Here is a 14856-nt window from a genome sequence, read left to right as displayed (position 1 = left end):
CGAAATTTCGATGAGCGGTTTTTTGCTAATTATAGGAATGACTTATACGGTAAGTTAATGTCGTGTGTGTAGCAATCTTCAAAACCACGTTCATGATAGTATTCGAGCTTATCCTTATCGTCCGGGTAGATGAAGTGTCCACCTGGTAACCATGAAAATGGATGGAACTTATAATTGAAACGTTCCTTGCGCATCTTCCAAACTTGTTCAACCTCTGTGGGATCACCAAGCATGTTCGACCAAACGTCCCAGTGTAAAGGAATAACAACATTTGTTTGTAGGGCTTCTGCAGCTCTCAAAACATCTACTGAGGTCATCTTATCTTGAACACCGATTGGATTCTCTCCATATGCTACCACAGCAACATCGACATCAAAATCCTGTCCGTGTTTGGCAAAGTAGGATGAGTAGTGCGAGTCGGCAGCATCATAAATATTGCCGGCACTCGTCTTGATGACGTAGTTAACGGCTCGCTCATCCATGTCTGGCACCTGACTATCATCCGGTAAATTCTTTTCATCCGGATCAGTAATCAAGACAGAACGGTCGAAAGAATCGGTTACGTCAATTTCAACATCCTTAATTTTAACGACGTCGCCTGGTTTGACCACCTGGCATCTATCCGCTGGCACTCCCCAATCTAACCACTGATCAACCACATCCTTGGGTCCGATGAAGGGAATCGGTTCTTCAACGTTTTGCAGAATCGCTGCCGCAACGTTCATATCAATGTGGTCATGGTGAAAATGGGTAACTAGATATGCATCCAAGTTATGAATCGCAAACGGATTAATTACCATCGGTTGTGCCCGCAAATTGGGCTGAATTTTACGACCACCAGTCAGTCGGGACCATTGATGGCGCGGAGACATATCCGGCTTATCATGTGTCGTTTTACCAGTACCACACCACAAATCGATAGCAATGCTAGTCTGATGATCAGACTTAATCCAGATTCCCATGTTGACCAGCCACCACATTGCAAACTTACCCTGAGCAACCTTAGTTCGGTCAATTTCTTCGTTTAGCCACGTTCCCCACTCGGGAAAAACTTCATCTTTCCAAGTCTGCTCAGTCACATCATTTACGTTATCTACTGTCATTGTTTATTCATGCTCCTCACGTAAAAGCGTTACTTTTGAAGTTCTGCCATCTTAGGGTCCAAGTGTGCTTTAATATCGTTCTTATCTACAAAATTAGTCAGAACAATCGTTTTAGCCTTGTACTCTTCTGGAAAGTTATCAAAAAGTTCACGCGTCGTAACGTAAATATCTGCAGGTGCGCTACGAATGCTTCCCAAGTCAATCGTATCAACAGTGACATCGTCTTTCCCCTCATCCGAGACAATACTTTCAATATTCATCTTAGCAATAACACTGGAACCAACACCTAAACCACATACCGCAATAATTTTCATGATAGAACCCTCCAAATTTTATTCTGAGATATTTTTTAAAGAATCATGCCAACAACTAACGTCCGAATCAACTTCAATAAGTACATCAATGGCATCCAAACAACGGCGTAGTCAATGTTTGACCAAGTTAATCCACTACCGTAAACGGCACCGGTCAGTGGGTAGAACAAAATGACTGCGGCTGAAGAAATAATACCTGTGATAAACCCAGCCATAATTGCACCACGCCAACCACCAGCCTTGTTACCAAATACCCCCATGACATTACCATCAAAATACATAATGATAGGACTTGGAAAAACAATCACTGGTGAATGGAGCAGGATTGTCGCAAAAGTAACAATAATACAACCAACCGTGGAACCTAAGAAACCAAACATACCACCCATTGGTGAGTAAGGAAAAATCGTTGGTGCATCCAAAGCTGGAATGGCGCCTGGCAAGAATTTGTCAGAGATTCCTTTAAACGCTGGGACAATTGAACCGATGAACATCCGAACCCCAGACAGTAAGATAACAATCCCAGCAGTAAACGTAAATCCTTGAATAATCAGCCACATGATCCAGTTGGTCGCATCAGGACCAGTTCCAGCTAAGGATTGAATCCCACTCTGGCCAACAGCTAACCCAATACCAATAAAGATAATTGGCATCAAGAAGAATAGAACAATGGTGTTGTCACGAAACATTGAGGCCCACTTAGGGAGCTTCATATTATCAGCATCTTGCTCTGGCTTTGAGCTACCAAACCACTTACCAATAAAGTGGGCAAGAATCGACCCCACTTGGTCCATAAACCCTAACGTTGAAACATCATGCATCCACGGACGAGAAATGATTCGTGGAATTGCAGGTGAATATGTGTAGTAAATGGCGTTTAAAATTGTTCCAACCACCACGGTCCAAAAACCATTTGTGTGTAAAACCACTGGTAACGTAACGTTCATAAAGGCTGCATGATAAAGCATCAGGTGAGCTGTTAAATATGCGTTTTTAAAGTCCTTACCTGGGGTAACTCTAACTAAAATCAAGTGTAGGAAGAACGCCAGCAAAAACGTAATAACCGTATCTTTTGCAATCGTACTAAACCGTAACACGACTCCAAACACAGCATCGTTAGTTGGCAAAACACCCTTAACATGTAGTGTTGAATTCAGCTTCGTAACCACTGGCGACAATGAAGAAATTAGAATACCAGCACCAGAAGAAAGGACTGTCAAACCAATGACAGTTTTTACGGTGCCATCAATCACCTGCGGGAATTTTTTTCGTTGTAATAGCAAACCAACCAGAGCAACTAAGCCTAGAAAAATCGTTTCGTTGCTAAGAACCTGGTAAACCAAAAAATTTATCACTTGCATGTCTAGTTCCCCCCATTAATTTGATTGACGATTTTCTGTGCTTCAACAGAGGTCGTTGCATTTCTCAAAACCTTCAAATTACTTGGTTCATTAAGAAATGCCACAATTTTTTGTAATAAGGCCAAATGATCCGTATCACTAACGGAGGCTAAAATAACGACTAAATCAACGGGGTCATTATCTTTGTTCCCAAACTTCACGGGATCACGCAGCGTTGCAATGGCAAAGCCGGTCCGATGAACATCGGCTGAAGGTCTAGCATGACCTAAAGCTAATCCCGGTGCAATAACAATATACGGTCCCAATTTCTTAACCGATTGAATCATTGCGTTCACATAACCATCCGTAATATTGTCACTATCTACTAACGGCTGTGCTGCAACCTTAATCGCATCTTCCCAATCATCGGCATGAACCTTTAACTGGACTTGGTCAATCGATAAATTTGGATTTGTAGCCATCTATAAGTCCCCCTTACATGAATAAAAGCCGAAACGTTATGTAAATATTCGTCATTATTAAAACAAATTATTTGATTCTTTTTTACATTTTCGATTATACTCATAAGCGCTTTCATTGCAAGGTGGAAAAACAGAAATTCAAATGTTAAGGTTATGACACAAACTCACTGGCGAATACTTAAGGGAGAATTAAATATGGAACTTAGCATTATCGAACGTATCAAAAAAATATATCCAGAACTGGGTCGAAGCAGTAAACGGATAGCCGATTACATCATTATCAACGGGACCAACGCTTCTTCGAAGACAGTTACCGAAATGGCAACTGATTGTCACGTGTCTGTTGCCACCATCTCCCGTTTTGCCAAGCAACTTGGATACACAAACTATTCCCAATTAAAATGGGCGCTCTCCAATCAGATGGAGGAAGATACGCCAATTATTCAGGAAATATCAGACACCGATACGCCTATGATGGTTGCCAAAAAAACGCTAGATGCAAATATTGAAACCTTGAATGGCACGTTTGACTTGATGAACGAAGACGATCTTAAGCGGGCTATTCATTACATCGTCCATTCAGACCGACTTGAATTTTTTGGACTTGGTGGCTCTAATATCGTTGCTCTTGACGCTTATCATAAATTTCTACGAGTACCACTAACAGTTCTACACGATGACGAATATCACCTAGCTCTCATGCAAGCCTCAAGACTAACCAAAGATGATTGTGCCGTTGTCATCTCCCATACTGGTAACGACACCGACACCTTAGATATTGCACGAGCTTTAAAACATAAACATGTCCCCATTATCGTCATCACTAGCTTCCCCAACTCACCTTTAGCTGACTTTGGTAACGTAAATTTCTTTTCAATCTCCGAAGATTCTCGCTATCGATCAGAAGCGCTCTTATCATTAACATCACAGTTGGCGATAAATGATTGCCTATACATGCTGACTGCACAATATTTTGGCGACGCGGCCGATAACGTCTTGAAAGATATCCGCCAGGTCATTCTCAAAAAACACCAATAAATAAAAAAATCGCGACCTTCATCAATTTGAAGAGCCACGATTTTTTTATTTATTTAACCCGACGCTTCAGTCCAAATAGCCCTAGTACACTGATTAATAAAGCAACTCCCCAAATTGCCGGTGATTGTCGATTTCCTGTTTGCGGCAACGTTGTGGCCTGGTGATCCGGTAAAGTAGTAGCTGCGGAACCAGTCATCGCTGTCGATGAATGCTGGTGTGCCAGTTGTACCGACCCTGTCGTTTCACTCGTTACGCCAGCACTACCGCCACCAATCGCGACGTTATCAGCTCCTGGTACATGGTCACCAGTATCCCCCGTAGTGCCAGTTGATGGCCCCGCTGGATTGCCCTGGTCGCCCGGTTGCGGTTGCTGACCCCCATCCGGATTGGGAGTTCCCGGCGTCTCCCCTGGATTTACCTGGTCGCCACCACCATCCGTTTGCAAAGGTGCGTAAATGTAGGTCACGGTAATATTCGTGTCACCAAACGTCCCTTGTGCGTTGGCGGGCGTTGTCAGCAGGACGTACCCCGTCGGCTGGGCTGCCTGGGTGGTGTAAGCCATCCCCGGTTTCCCCGCATAAACTTGATCAGCCGCCACCGTCTGTCCAGTCGCCGTTTGGTGGTGAACCGTGACTGTCGTTTGAGTCGCTGGTGGCGTCACCACTGGTGGCTTAACCTGCGTTCCCCCATTGTCCTGAGCGTACACATAAGTTACATCAATGGTCGTTTCGCCAAACTGGCCCGTCGCATTGTCTGGTGTCGCCGTCAACGTATACCCGGGAATGGTTACCGCCGCCGTGTTGTAGTTCTCACCCACCAATCCGGCCGTCAAGGTTTCATCCGGTGCCAGCTGGTTGCCCGCCGTATCCTGATGGTGAACGACTACGTTTGCCCCGGTATGCGACATTGCATAAGGTTGAATCACAACAAAATTGGGAATACTACTACCAGCAGGGCGGTTTACCCCCGTCAAATAATAATAATCTGCCAGCGGTGCCACTCCAAAGCCTGGAGCTGGCGATTCCGTCACGCCTGGCTTTTGTGGCTGAATATATGAGTAGTTCAGCCCCCCGTTACCATCCGCTACGGCATTCCCGCCCACATAATAAAAGTGATAGAGCGGTTCATCGGCCTCTGGGTCATTGAAGACCGGCTCACCAACCACACTCCCGTAAACCGCCAAGGGCGCCACAGAGCCATCGGCGTTTAAACATTGGATCTGCAGATGACCAGTCTGAGTCGCCTGATCGATCATTACCTGGTCCAGCAAAATAAACTGACTAAAGTTTTTAAACTCGTCGTAGTGCTTACCCTTCAACGATGAAAAATCCCGAATGTGGTTGTAATAAATGGTCAATGACGTCACGTTCTGTAGGTTCGCTAGCGGTGTCACGTCTTTAATCCGATTTCCCTGTAATGCCACCGTTGTCAGGTGTTGCAAGTTGGCCAACGGTTTGATGTCCACTAAGTCCCCAAAATAGGCGCCTGGCGATGCGTTAAAGTCATTCCCCATATCAATACTTTCCAAGTTAACTGCGTACTCGAGCCCCTCAATCGAAAATTCTGTCTTACCGTCAATATAGGTCGAATACCCTTTAAAACCACGAATATTTAATGATTTCAACAACGCCAAATCTTTCTGCGTGATGTCGGCAACACTATCCCAGGTCTTGTCCACACCATTCAACCCCTGCAGGGTTAATAAAATAACCTGCTGCAACGTTTTATTAGGCATCCATAAATCAATCGTCGCCGTGTCCTTACTATGGGCTAATTGAATTGTCGCGGGCTTAGCTAATTCAGCCTGCACTAGCGGTACAGCAGCAATCGTATGGTCAGCCCCCGAGTGATTTGCCACGGATGAAGCGGTTACATTTGCGGGGCGCGTCGTTGGTTCTGGTGTGGCGCTGGCCGGAGCCGCGGATTCAACGACCGTCATTGCCTGAGCTGGTCGCGTCGTGGCTGCTGGCGCTACAGTATCGGGCTGCTGATCTGCCACTGACGATGCGGGAACAGCAGTCGATGTCGCCGGTGCTGCTACAGCTGGTTGCGCCTCGGACATGGCAGCATCCCCTGGCTCACTACTGGCGGTGGATTCAACGGTCATCGTTGTCGCTGGTACTTCAGGCGTTGCCTCATTTCCAGTGACGGCCGTTTCCGATTCAGCCGCATCGGCTTGCTCAGCGGCAACCGTCTGGGTAACTTCAACCTCCGTGGTAGCCTTTGAAATGTTCTGCTCATTCGCCTGGGCAGTCACATTCCCAAAACTGACGGCCAAAATTCCAGCCGTGATGCTCGCGAACACCCACGCCTTCCCGCTCTTAAACATCTTATAATGAACCTTCATGTCACTTCTCTTATTCATAATATCCTCCCCCTAAAGCATTACCGTGGGAACTGCCATTCAGTCCCCCACTGACCCCCGCATTGTACCTGATACCACCGAGAAAGTGGCCATTTGCCCATAAAATAAACCGAATCCTACGTCACGTGAAATTTAATTGTCCGCAATCTAATTTTGCTATAATTTTCGGCCAAAAAAAGACGTCAGCCAGCAGCCAGCGTCTTAACAAATCTATTTATTCGCTGCCCACAATACCGGCCGCCATTGCTCTGGGTACAATCTCGGCCAGAACTCTAGGCAGCGATGGGCGACTATCACTTTAAACCAATGCCGCTTTAATCATTTGCAAATGCGGCGTGCTGTTAAACAGGAACATATCCCCTTCAACTTGATAACCAAATTTTTCATAAAAATGTTGCTTGTCGACCTGGGCTTCAATACTGATTGGCTCGCCTGGGAAGCTCCGCTTGATTTCGGCCTCAATCTGAGCCATCAATTGACGACCTAACCCTTCGCCACGATGTTCCGGTGCCGTCAAAACCCGACCAAAGGTGACGTGATCCCCGTCCATAAAGACCCGGGCGTAAGCTACCAATTCCCCATCCTGATAGCCCAGAATATGACGAGCCACGGGGTCAACGTCATCAATTTCTTGATAAATACGTTTTTGCGCGACTACAAAAGTCTCAATACGTTCATATGCAACTTTATATAAATCCATGGCGGACATATCTTCCAAGCCGTAAGTTAACCATTTAATCATAATATAAGACTCACTTTGTGTTATAATATAGCTATATTATGACACCTTTTAATTGCAAACGCAACTATCGGAGGAAAACTTATGCAAAATTATTTTAGAAGCATCGGATTGATTGCCCGGGCCAACGCCGTTATCGGGAATCGGGTATTTAAGCCTGACGACTTGCAAAGCAACCAATTTATCTATTTAATGCGAATCGTTGAGAACCCCGGCATCACCCAAACTGAGTTAGCTGATCAATTACACGTTGACCCTTCCACCTGTCTGCGAACCGTTCGTAAGTTGACCACCAACGACTTTGTTGAACGTCAACTCGACAGCCACAATAAGAAATTACGCTTACTCAAGGCCACCGCTAAGGGCCAGGCCATGTATCCCGCCCTCAGGAAATACGAGCAATCCATCCTTACCGCCGGGACCGCTGGTTTATCCACTGGAGAAAAAGCCCTCCTCGAAGAACTACTGGGTAAAGTGGCCGCAAATATTCGTAACTTCCAGCATGAACAAAAGTAGCGCCGTGATGCCCATAATTTACTGACTTAGCCCACCACTAGGGCCATCGTTAAGTAACCGCTGTCATTTGTAAATGGACTTTTGAAAAAGAAAAATTTCTTTCAAGAATGGGGTCAAATGATTTTCCTTTTATATTGTTCAATGCTACACTAATGGATGGAAAGTCGTTCCTAATTTTAAACACAAAGGAAGGTTACTAATGGCAGATCAAAAAGCAAATATTGGTGTTGTTGGTATGGCGGTTATGGGCAAAAACTTAGCCCTGAACATTGAAAGCCGCGGTTACACCGTTGGTATTTACAACCGTTCATCTAACAAGACGGAAAAAGTTATGGCAGACCACAGCGAAAAGAAGTTGGTTCCTAGCTACACAGTTGAGGACTTCGTCAAATCACTGGAAACGCCACGGCGGATTCTCTTGATGGTTAAGGCTGGTAAGCCAACCGACGCCGTTATTCATGAATTACTTCCACTGTTAGACAAAGGTGACGTCCTGATCGATGGTGGGAACACCAACTTCCACGACACGATGGCGCGGAACGCAGAACTCGACAAATCCGGGATCAACTTCATTGGTATGGGGGTTTCCGGTGGTGAATTAGGTGCCTTACAAGGTCCTTCACTGATGCCTGGTGGCCAAAAAGAAGCTTACGACTTAGTTGAACCAATCTTAACTAAGATTGCAGCTAAGGCCCCTCAAGATGGCAAATCATGTGTTACTTACATTGGCCCTAACGGTGCTGGTCACTACGTTAAGATGGTCCACAACGGTATCGAATACGGTGATGAAGAGCTGATCGATGAAAGCTACAACATCATGCGTAACGTTGCCGGTATCTCCGTTGATGACATGGCCGACATCTTTAAAGAATGGAACAAGGGTGAATTGGACAGCTACTTAGTTGAAATCACTGCCGATATCCTCTCCCGTAAAGATGACTTGGGCGACGACAAGAACTTACCAATCGTCGACGCTATCAAGGACCGTGGGAACAACAAAGGGACTGGTAAGTGGAGTTCCGAAGACGCCTTAGACGTTCAGGTTCCACAATCAGTTATCACCGAAGCCGTTTACGCCCGTTACATCTCGATGTTAAAAGACGAACGTGTCAAGGCTTCTAAGTACTTGCCAGCTGCTGAAAAGCAAAGCAACGTTGACGTTGGTGACAAGGACAAGTTTGTTGAAGAAGTTCGTCAAGCCCTCTTCTTTGGTAAGTTGATGAGTTATGCCCAAGGATTCGAACAACTTCGGTTCGCTTCTGAAGCTAACGATTGGGACTTGAAGTTCGGTGAATTAGCACAAATCTGGCGTGGCGGTTGCATTATCCGTGCCCAATTCCTGCAAAACATCACCGATGCTTTTGACAAGGATCCTAAGCTGACCAACTTATTGTTCGACAGCTACTTCAAGGATATTGCCACTAAGTACCAACAATCCATTCGTGACGTGGTTGCTATGGCTGTTCAAGCCGGCATCCCCGTTCCTAGTCTGTCAGCTGCTATCACTTACTACGATAGCTTCCGTGCTGAAGTCTTGCCTGCTAACTTGTTACAAGCACAACGGGACTACTTTGGTGCCCACACCTACGAACGTAACGACCGCGATGGAAACTTCCATTACAGCTGGTACGAAGAACAATAGAATCAATTTTAAATGTAAGCTTGAAAAGCTCACGACCATCTCGGTCGTGAGCTTTTTTGTAACTGAACTTAATTCAGGAATCCAGAATGCTGGTCAGCCAACTCTGCAAGCACGCTCAGCACAGTAATTCACCCAACTTAGTTACCGACACTACTATGCAACGTTATTACCATTGGCGCTCTAATTGCTAACCCCTGGTGGGCCAATTCGTCAACTGCTACTCACAACCTATTCTCTACCGCAATCGTTGGCTAGGCCTGTCTGGTTCCTCTTTGGGTAACGAACAGAATCGGTCCTCTCAAAGAATTAGAAAAGCAGTCGGCCAAACGGAAGTAGGCCTGCGCATTCCTAAAAAGTTAGCGCCATGATCTAAATTGCCCACCAAAAAATGCTAACCAACCGGTTAGCATTTTTTATTTTTCTTTACTGTTTATTGGATAATTATTGCCGTGTGTGGCCGCCGTGGGTCACACCAGCTAAGTTATCCGTCAATGCCATTTGAATCGCGTGGAGGCTCTCCCAGTGGGCAATTTCAGCTGCTAAGCCGGCTTCCCACTCTGCCTTCTCCCGACTTTTTTCAATAAACTGGTTCCAATCTAAGTCCGCCGTCGTCCGGTCAACCGTCTGTCGCCATTTCGCCCATTCATCAAGGTGTTTCGCTAGTTCCAGGGCTTGCGGCGGGGCCAATACCATGTTCTCAGTCATAACCGTAACCTCCTTAGCAAAAATCTGAGGGGCATTTCTAACTATTTATAGTTTAGCAAAGTCGTCCATAGTATGCAACAATTATGCCTACAGTTGATTAATAACCTGATTGATTGACTGCGTACCGCTCAACAGTGGAATCGTTTTGCCTATGGTTTGAGGCGCGTGGAGAGCAGCCACCATGAAGGCTGCTAAATCCGCGCGGGGAATACTCCCAACCGCTAGTGGATCACTCTGAATTTTGCCAGTCGCTGGATGGAAGGATAGCGCGCCAGGTTGCACAATGGTGTACGCTAAATTAGTTTGATGGACTAGCCAGTTATCGGCATAAAATTTCGCAACGTAGAGTGATTTCAGGGGATCAGCCCACCGGTTACGATCCTCAGCAAACAGCATGCTGATCATAATAAATCGATGAACACCAGCAATTTCAGCAGCCTGCATCGTCTTGACTGCGCCATCTAAATCGATCAGCAACGTCATGTCATCCTTCGTTCGACCACCAGACCCTGCCGCAAATACCACGGCATCGACGCCCATTAAAGCACTCGCAATGTGTTCCGGCTTCGTTAACAAGTCTAAGCGGCGTACCGCAACGCCTAAATCCTCCCAGTCTTCGCCATCCTCATCAGGCCGTAGCCCGGCAATGGGTTCATCCCCCTTTGCCAAAAGCTGAGTGACTAGCAAGCGTCCCACTTGGCCGTTGGCACCAACAATCAATACCCGCATTTGTCAGTAACTCCCTTCTCAATCATCACTTAAACATTATACACTAGGAATTTGTCTAGCTTAGCCGTTAAACACTAAAAAAATACGCCGCAACTCATCATGAATCAAAAAAATGTGCCATAATGGACTTAAGGGCACCGACCGACTTTGACCGATACTCGACGCAGTTTAGAATTTTTGAGGAGGTCTCCAATTTTGCAAAACGAAGATTTAACGATTACCGACCTAGATGAGAACGCCCGGCAGACAGCACTGAGTGACTTTGCTCACTTTTACATTCGGCATTACCGGACCAATGATTTGGAAATCTTATCTCAGTTCAAGGTTGACTATGCCATGAACGACATTAACATGTACCTTTATTCTAATAAATATTTTTCACCCGATGAGTTAGTTGCTGGTGTACTGGCGAATAAGTCAGACTTATTCCTCACAATTCTTAAGACCGTTAACTTGGCGTACAGCGCCAGTGGTGCCCTCAAGGACCTCACTTGGGACGGTTGGTACAAACAGCAATACGTTGGGATTCCAGAAGGAAAATAACGCTATATACGTGAAAAGGATTGCCTCCAAAGGACAATCCTTTTTTATTAACAGTTAAATTTTACCAACGAGGTTCGTTCCTGGCTTTAAGGTTTCATCACCAGGATGCCAGTTAGCTGGACAAACCCGGTCACCATGCTCAGCAACAAATTGTGCTGCCGTTAGCGTCCGCAGAATTTCACTAGCATTGCGGCCAATTCCCATGTCATTGATGGTGTATGACCGGACTTCCCCCTGTGGATCTAGGATGAAGACCCCGCGGTACGCCTGACCGGCAGACTCATCTAACACTTCGTAGTGCCGCGCTAATTGACCGGCTGGATCGGCAATCATAGGGTAGGCTACCTGGCCCACCTCTGGACTCTGTTCGTGCCAAGCTTGATGAACAAATTCTGTATCCTCTGAAATACTATAAATTTCTGCATTCTGTGCTTGAAAGGCAGCATAGTGTTCGGCTAGATCCCCCAGCTCCGTTGGACAAACAAATGAAAAGTCTGCGGGATAGAAGAACAAAACTGACCAGTGTCCTTTTAAATCAGCCGGGGTTAGGGTCGTAACCTCCCCGTTTTGAAACGCTTGGACCGAAAAATCTGGTAATGCTGAACCAATGAAATTCATATGAACGACTCCCTTCAGTTATGTCGTTGCGGTACACTCTTAGCATAACTGTTTTAAGCATCTTTATCAATAACCATTCTAAACTAGAGATTAAAACCTCAAATATCTTGGTGGATTGGGCGATTAGTTAGTTATAATAATTATTATTTAATGGGTATGAACGGTTTTGCTTGCGTCTGGTAAAAAAATACGTTAGACTAGAGTCATAGATAAATTAGAAGCTGTTAGGTGAGGCTCCTATACGGAAAATGCTACTGCTCAGAAACGTCGAGAAACGCCAATGAGTCAGCTGGTCAGGTCAAATTAAGGCCTGCTCTAATGTAGCTGTTATGAACAACTAACTACGCCGTATAGTGCTAAAACTCAACGACTAGCTAAATTCGTTCACAAAATGTCTTTCGGTGTGCGCTTAGCTAGTTATGGCTAAGCGCTTTTAATTTATCGTCAGTTGTCACTGTCGTCAATACATTAAGGAGGTGATTGAACATGACAACGCAACTTTTAGATGATCCCGGAGCGTGTTATTACTCGCCGGTGGGAGAGTTACAGTCTGTTCACACCTCTTGGTTGACGCTTTGAGGAGGACAATACTTTAGCTTTCCCTTTCCCGGACCCCGTAGCTTGATGCGGAGGTTCGACTAATGGACTTTAAACAGAATCGACTAGCCACTTTATCCCAAACGCTGTCGGCGTTGCAACCGACCGTAACTCGTTTGGCCTTCTCTGAACTCGTTCGTGAGCTAGTCGGATTCAAGCCTCTTACCTGGAAAACACAAGCTTGAGTTACGTCTTTTTCTCGGCACTATTCAACTACAATGCATTGACGTGCTAGTCCGAATAGCGTTACCACTCGTAACGACGCTTCACCGCTGGGGGAACCCTGTGGGGAGGAAAATAACTAGTAACTGACGCCGTTTCAAATAAGTTGGTTTTTAACTTCTAATGGTCGATACGAATAACCCAATACCAAACCAATCACTGGTTATCAATAGCAACTGTCAATTGCCCATGGGCTGATGGGAATCACCCCGCACGCGTTGTCCCGCGTTATTGATGAGCTGGTATTCCAAAGCGTTCCAATACGCAAAAAAGCAGCCGTTCAATTCTTGATGAATTGAACGGCTGCTTTTATTTATTAGGCTTTAGCCCGTCGATTTTTCATATGTTCTAAGAACTTTTGACTCTTGTCCTCATCAAATTCATGTTCAGACTTGGCAATAATAACCGTTGCCAGCGAGTTCCCAACAACGTTAACCGCCGTCCGACCCATATCAACGAGACGGTCGATCCCAGCAATAAAGGTCAGTCCACTCATTGGGACCCCAATCGTTGAAATCGTTGCTAGTAACACTACAAATGAGGCACCAGGCACACCGGCCATTCCTTTACTGGTAATCATCAACACCACCAGCAACGTAATCTGTTGACCAAGACTCAGATGAATATGGTAGGCCTGCGCTAAGAAGAGTGCCGCCAAGGATTGGTAGATAGCCGAACCATCCAGGTTAAAGGTATATCCGGTTGGAATAACGAAGGAGACAATTCCCTTGCTGACCCCGAATTTATCCATTTTATCAATCAACCGTGGCAGTGTAGCTTCGGAACTAGCGGTCGAGAAAGCCAAGACCGCTTCGTCCTTAATCACAAATAACAGGTCCTTGAGACTAAATTTAAAGATTCTAGCTGCAATCCCCATTACAACCAAGACAAACACTACCATGGTGGCATATGCCAACAGGATGAAATACCCCAAAGGTGCTAGCGCAGATAACCCCATTTGGGCCACGGTAACCCCAATCAATGCACAGACACCGATTGGTGCGGTATGCATGACCCAGTTGGTTACCCGGAACATTACCTGGGAAACGGCGTCTAACGCTTGCGTGATGACTTGCCCCTGTTTACCAATGGCTGCAGTTCCTAACCCAAAGAAGACGGAGAAGAAGATGACAGGCATCATGTCGCCCTCTGCCAGGGACTTGAAAATGTTAGTTGGAATAATTCCCATCAACGTTGCCCAAATACCCGAATCCTTAGCTGATTTAGCAGAAGATACGTACTGGCTGATATCGGTACTTTGCAGTTGGTGAATATCAATGAAGGAACCAGGTTGGAAGATGTTCCCAACCAGCAACCCCAGAGCAATTGCAATGGTAGTCATTACTTCGAAATAAATCAGCGTTTTACCGCCAATTCGACCTAACTGCTTAATATCACCCATGTTGGCGATTCCGACGGTTAAACAGGACACCACGATGGGTAGAACGATCATTTGAATCAACCCAATGAACATGTTCCCAATGTTTTGCATGGCGGTGATAGCCATCTTGTTTTGATAAAAGACCACACCAAGAATAATCCCTAAAATCAAACCAATTAAAATCTGCCAACCTAGGCTAAGACGATATTGTCGATATCTTTTCATTCCCATTCCACCTATTCTCTCTTATGTAAGATCTTACGAGTTGACTAATAATTCAAGTTGCCCTAAATCTTGTAATAACAACTATAATAGCACAAGCCTTCCGTTTGGAAAACCACCTCAACCGTATATTCTTCTAATATTCGTATATTAATGTACGCTATTACGATTTTTGTATATTTTATGGTATAAAAAAAGGAATCCATCTCTGGATTCCTTACTCTTCGCGTAGCGACGTCCTATCCTCGCAGGGGGCGATCCCCCAACTACTATCAGCGTGCTGAAGCTTAACTTCCGTGT

15 protein-coding genes and 1 riboswitch are annotated in these 14856 nt (G+C 45.5%); of the genes, 5 read left to right on the top strand and 10 right to left on the bottom strand.

Annotation, left to right across the window (positions count from 1 at the left end):
* Positions 1 to 29 precede the first annotated feature (29 nt).
* The 4 genes from ulaG to EKM75_RS00055 are packed head-to-tail and all read right to left on the bottom strand — an operon-like array spanning position 30 to position 3239.
* The gene (gene ulaG / locus EKM75_RS00070; RefSeq protein ID WP_125690963.1) at positions 30 to 1103 is read right to left on the bottom strand and encodes an L-ascorbate 6-phosphate lactonase; all 1074 of its coding nucleotides are present in this window, start codon (positions 1101 to 1103) and stop codon (positions 30 to 32) included.
* Positions 1104 to 1132: 29 nt separating this feature from the next.
* The gene (locus tag EKM75_RS00065) at positions 1133 to 1417 is read right to left on the bottom strand and encodes a PTS sugar transporter subunit IIB (RefSeq protein WP_125682326.1); all 285 of its coding nucleotides are present in this window, start codon (positions 1415 to 1417) and stop codon (positions 1133 to 1135) included.
* A gap of 35 nt (positions 1418 to 1452) precedes the next feature.
* Positions 1453 to 2778, bottom strand: coding sequence for a PTS ascorbate transporter subunit IIC (locus EKM75_RS00060; protein WP_125690961.1), 1326 nt, complete (start codon positions 2776 to 2778; stop codon positions 1453 to 1455).
* A 2-nt stretch (positions 2779 to 2780) separates the two neighbouring features.
* Positions 2781 to 3239, bottom strand: a complete 459-nt coding sequence (locus tag EKM75_RS00055; RefSeq protein WP_125690959.1) for a PTS sugar transporter subunit IIA — start codon at positions 3237 to 3239, stop codon at positions 2781 to 2783.
* 195 nt (positions 3240 to 3434) lie between these two features.
* Between EKM75_RS00055 and EKM75_RS00050 the strand changes: the two genes are divergently transcribed.
* Positions 3435 to 4277, top strand: coding sequence for a MurR/RpiR family transcriptional regulator (locus tag EKM75_RS00050; RefSeq protein WP_125690957.1), 843 nt, complete (start codon positions 3435 to 3437; stop codon positions 4275 to 4277).
* A 49-nt stretch (positions 4278 to 4326) separates the two neighbouring features.
* Here the strand turns inward: EKM75_RS00050 and EKM75_RS00045 are convergent, their stop codons facing one another.
* Together EKM75_RS00045 and EKM75_RS00040 are read right to left on the bottom strand one after the other, a co-directional pair.
* A complete protein-coding gene (locus EKM75_RS00045) occupies positions 4327 to 6642 on the bottom strand; it encodes a MucBP domain-containing protein (RefSeq protein ID WP_125690955.1) in 2316 nt (771 codons plus the stop codon).
* Between the two features lie 298 nt (positions 6643 to 6940).
* Complete coding sequence (locus EKM75_RS00040) at positions 6941 to 7384, bottom strand: GNAT family N-acetyltransferase (protein ID WP_125690953.1); 444 nt, start codon at positions 7382 to 7384, stop codon at positions 6941 to 6943.
* Between the two features lie 81 nt (positions 7385 to 7465).
* Between EKM75_RS00040 and EKM75_RS00035 the strand changes: the two genes are divergently transcribed.
* Positions 7466 to 7897 carry a MarR family winged helix-turn-helix transcriptional regulator gene (locus EKM75_RS00035; RefSeq protein WP_125690951.1) on the top strand — a complete coding sequence of 144 codons (432 nt, stop codon included), beginning with the start codon at positions 7466 to 7468 and terminating at the stop codon, positions 7895 to 7897.
* A gap of 199 nt (positions 7898 to 8096) precedes the next feature.
* Positions 8097 to 9539 (top strand): NADP-dependent phosphogluconate dehydrogenase, encoded by a 1443-nt coding sequence (gene gndA / locus EKM75_RS00030; protein ID WP_125682314.1) that lies wholly within the window; start codon positions 8097 to 8099, stop codon positions 9537 to 9539.
* A 441-nt stretch (positions 9540 to 9980) separates the two neighbouring features.
* On the opposite strand, the gene EKM75_RS00025 is transcribed toward gndA, so the two are convergent.
* On the bottom strand, positions 9981 to 10244 hold the full coding sequence (locus EKM75_RS00025) for a hypothetical protein (RefSeq protein WP_125690949.1): 264 nt from the start codon (positions 10242 to 10244) through the stop codon (positions 9981 to 9983).
* A gap of 87 nt (positions 10245 to 10331) precedes the next feature.
* A complete protein-coding gene (locus tag EKM75_RS00020; protein ID WP_125690947.1) occupies positions 10332 to 10973 on the bottom strand; it encodes an SDR family oxidoreductase in 642 nt (213 codons plus the stop codon).
* Positions 10974 to 11168: 195 nt separating this feature from the next.
* On the opposite strand from EKM75_RS00020, the gene EKM75_RS00015 reads away from it, so the two are divergent.
* Positions 11169 to 11516, top strand: a complete 348-nt coding sequence (locus EKM75_RS00015; protein ID WP_125690945.1) for a hypothetical protein — start codon at positions 11169 to 11171, stop codon at positions 11514 to 11516.
* Positions 11517 to 11570: 54 nt separating this feature from the next.
* On the opposite strand, the gene EKM75_RS00010 is transcribed toward EKM75_RS00015, so the two are convergent.
* Entirely contained in the window at positions 11571 to 12134 is a 564-nt protein-coding gene (locus EKM75_RS00010) for a peroxiredoxin (RefSeq protein WP_125690943.1), read from the bottom strand.
* A 213-nt stretch (positions 12135 to 12347) separates the two neighbouring features.
* Positions 12348 to 12516, top strand: a riboswitch (M-box (ykoK) riboswitch).
* A gap of 259 nt (positions 12517 to 12775) precedes the next feature.
* Between EKM75_RS00010 and EKM75_RS12670 the strand changes: the two genes are divergently transcribed.
* A complete protein-coding gene (locus tag EKM75_RS12670; protein ID WP_164508689.1) occupies positions 12776 to 12916 on the top strand; it encodes a hypothetical protein in 141 nt (46 codons plus the stop codon).
* A 353-nt stretch (positions 12917 to 13269) separates the two neighbouring features.
* On the opposite strand, the gene EKM75_RS00005 is transcribed toward EKM75_RS12670, so the two are convergent.
* Positions 13270 to 14559, bottom strand: a complete 1290-nt coding sequence (locus EKM75_RS00005; RefSeq protein WP_125690941.1) for a dicarboxylate/amino acid:cation symporter — start codon at positions 14557 to 14559, stop codon at positions 13270 to 13272.
* Positions 14560 to 14856 lie beyond the last annotated feature (297 nt).

It is taken from the genome of Levilactobacillus tongjiangensis (assembly GCF_003946345.1).
GTDB lineage: Bacteria > Bacillota > Bacilli > Lactobacillales > Lactobacillaceae > Levilactobacillus > Levilactobacillus tongjiangensis.
Note: the sequence above shows the minus strand (reverse complement) of the source record. Positions and strands in the feature narration are given on the sequence as shown.

Coding starts and splice junctions, on each gene's coding strand:
- EKM75_RS12670 (WP_164508689.1), top strand. CDS start 12,776: ATGGACTTTAAACAGAATCGACTAGCCACTTTATCCCAAACGCTGTCG.
- EKM75_RS00065 (WP_125682326.1), bottom strand. CDS start 1,417: ATGAAAATTATTGCGGTATGTGGTTTAGGTGTTGGTTCCAGTGTTATT.
- gndA (WP_125682314.1), top strand. CDS start 8,097: ATGGCAGATCAAAAAGCAAATATTGGTGTTGTTGGTATGGCGGTTATG.
- EKM75_RS00045 (WP_125690955.1), bottom strand. CDS start 6,642: ATGAATAAGAGAAGTGACATGAAGGTTCATTATAAGATGTTTAAGAGC.
- EKM75_RS00025 (WP_125690949.1), bottom strand. CDS start 10,244: ATGACTGAGAACATGGTATTGGCCCCGCCGCAAGCCCTGGAACTAGCG.
- EKM75_RS00010 (WP_125690943.1), bottom strand. CDS start 12,134: ATGAATTTCATTGGTTCAGCATTACCAGATTTTTCGGTCCAAGCGTTT.
- EKM75_RS00040 (WP_125690953.1), bottom strand. CDS start 7,384: ATGATTAAATGGTTAACTTACGGCTTGGAAGATATGTCCGCCATGGAT.
- EKM75_RS00055 (WP_125690959.1), bottom strand. CDS start 3,239: ATGGCTACAAATCCAAATTTATCGATTGACCAAGTCCAGTTAAAGGTT.
- EKM75_RS00060 (WP_125690961.1), bottom strand. CDS start 2,778: ATGCAAGTGATAAATTTTTTGGTTTACCAGGTTCTTAGCAACGAAACG.
- ulaG (WP_125690963.1), bottom strand. CDS start 1,103: ATGACAGTAGATAACGTAAATGATGTGACTGAGCAGACTTGGAAAGAT.
- EKM75_RS00035 (WP_125690951.1), top strand. CDS start 7,466: ATGCAAAATTATTTTAGAAGCATCGGATTGATTGCCCGGGCCAACGCC.
- EKM75_RS00050 (WP_125690957.1), top strand. CDS start 3,435: ATGGAACTTAGCATTATCGAACGTATCAAAAAAATATATCCAGAACTG.
- EKM75_RS00020 (WP_125690947.1), bottom strand. CDS start 10,973: ATGCGGGTATTGATTGTTGGTGCCAACGGCCAAGTGGGACGCTTGCTA.
- EKM75_RS00005 (WP_125690941.1), bottom strand. CDS start 14,559: ATGAAAAGATATCGACAATATCGTCTTAGCCTAGGTTGGCAGATTTTA.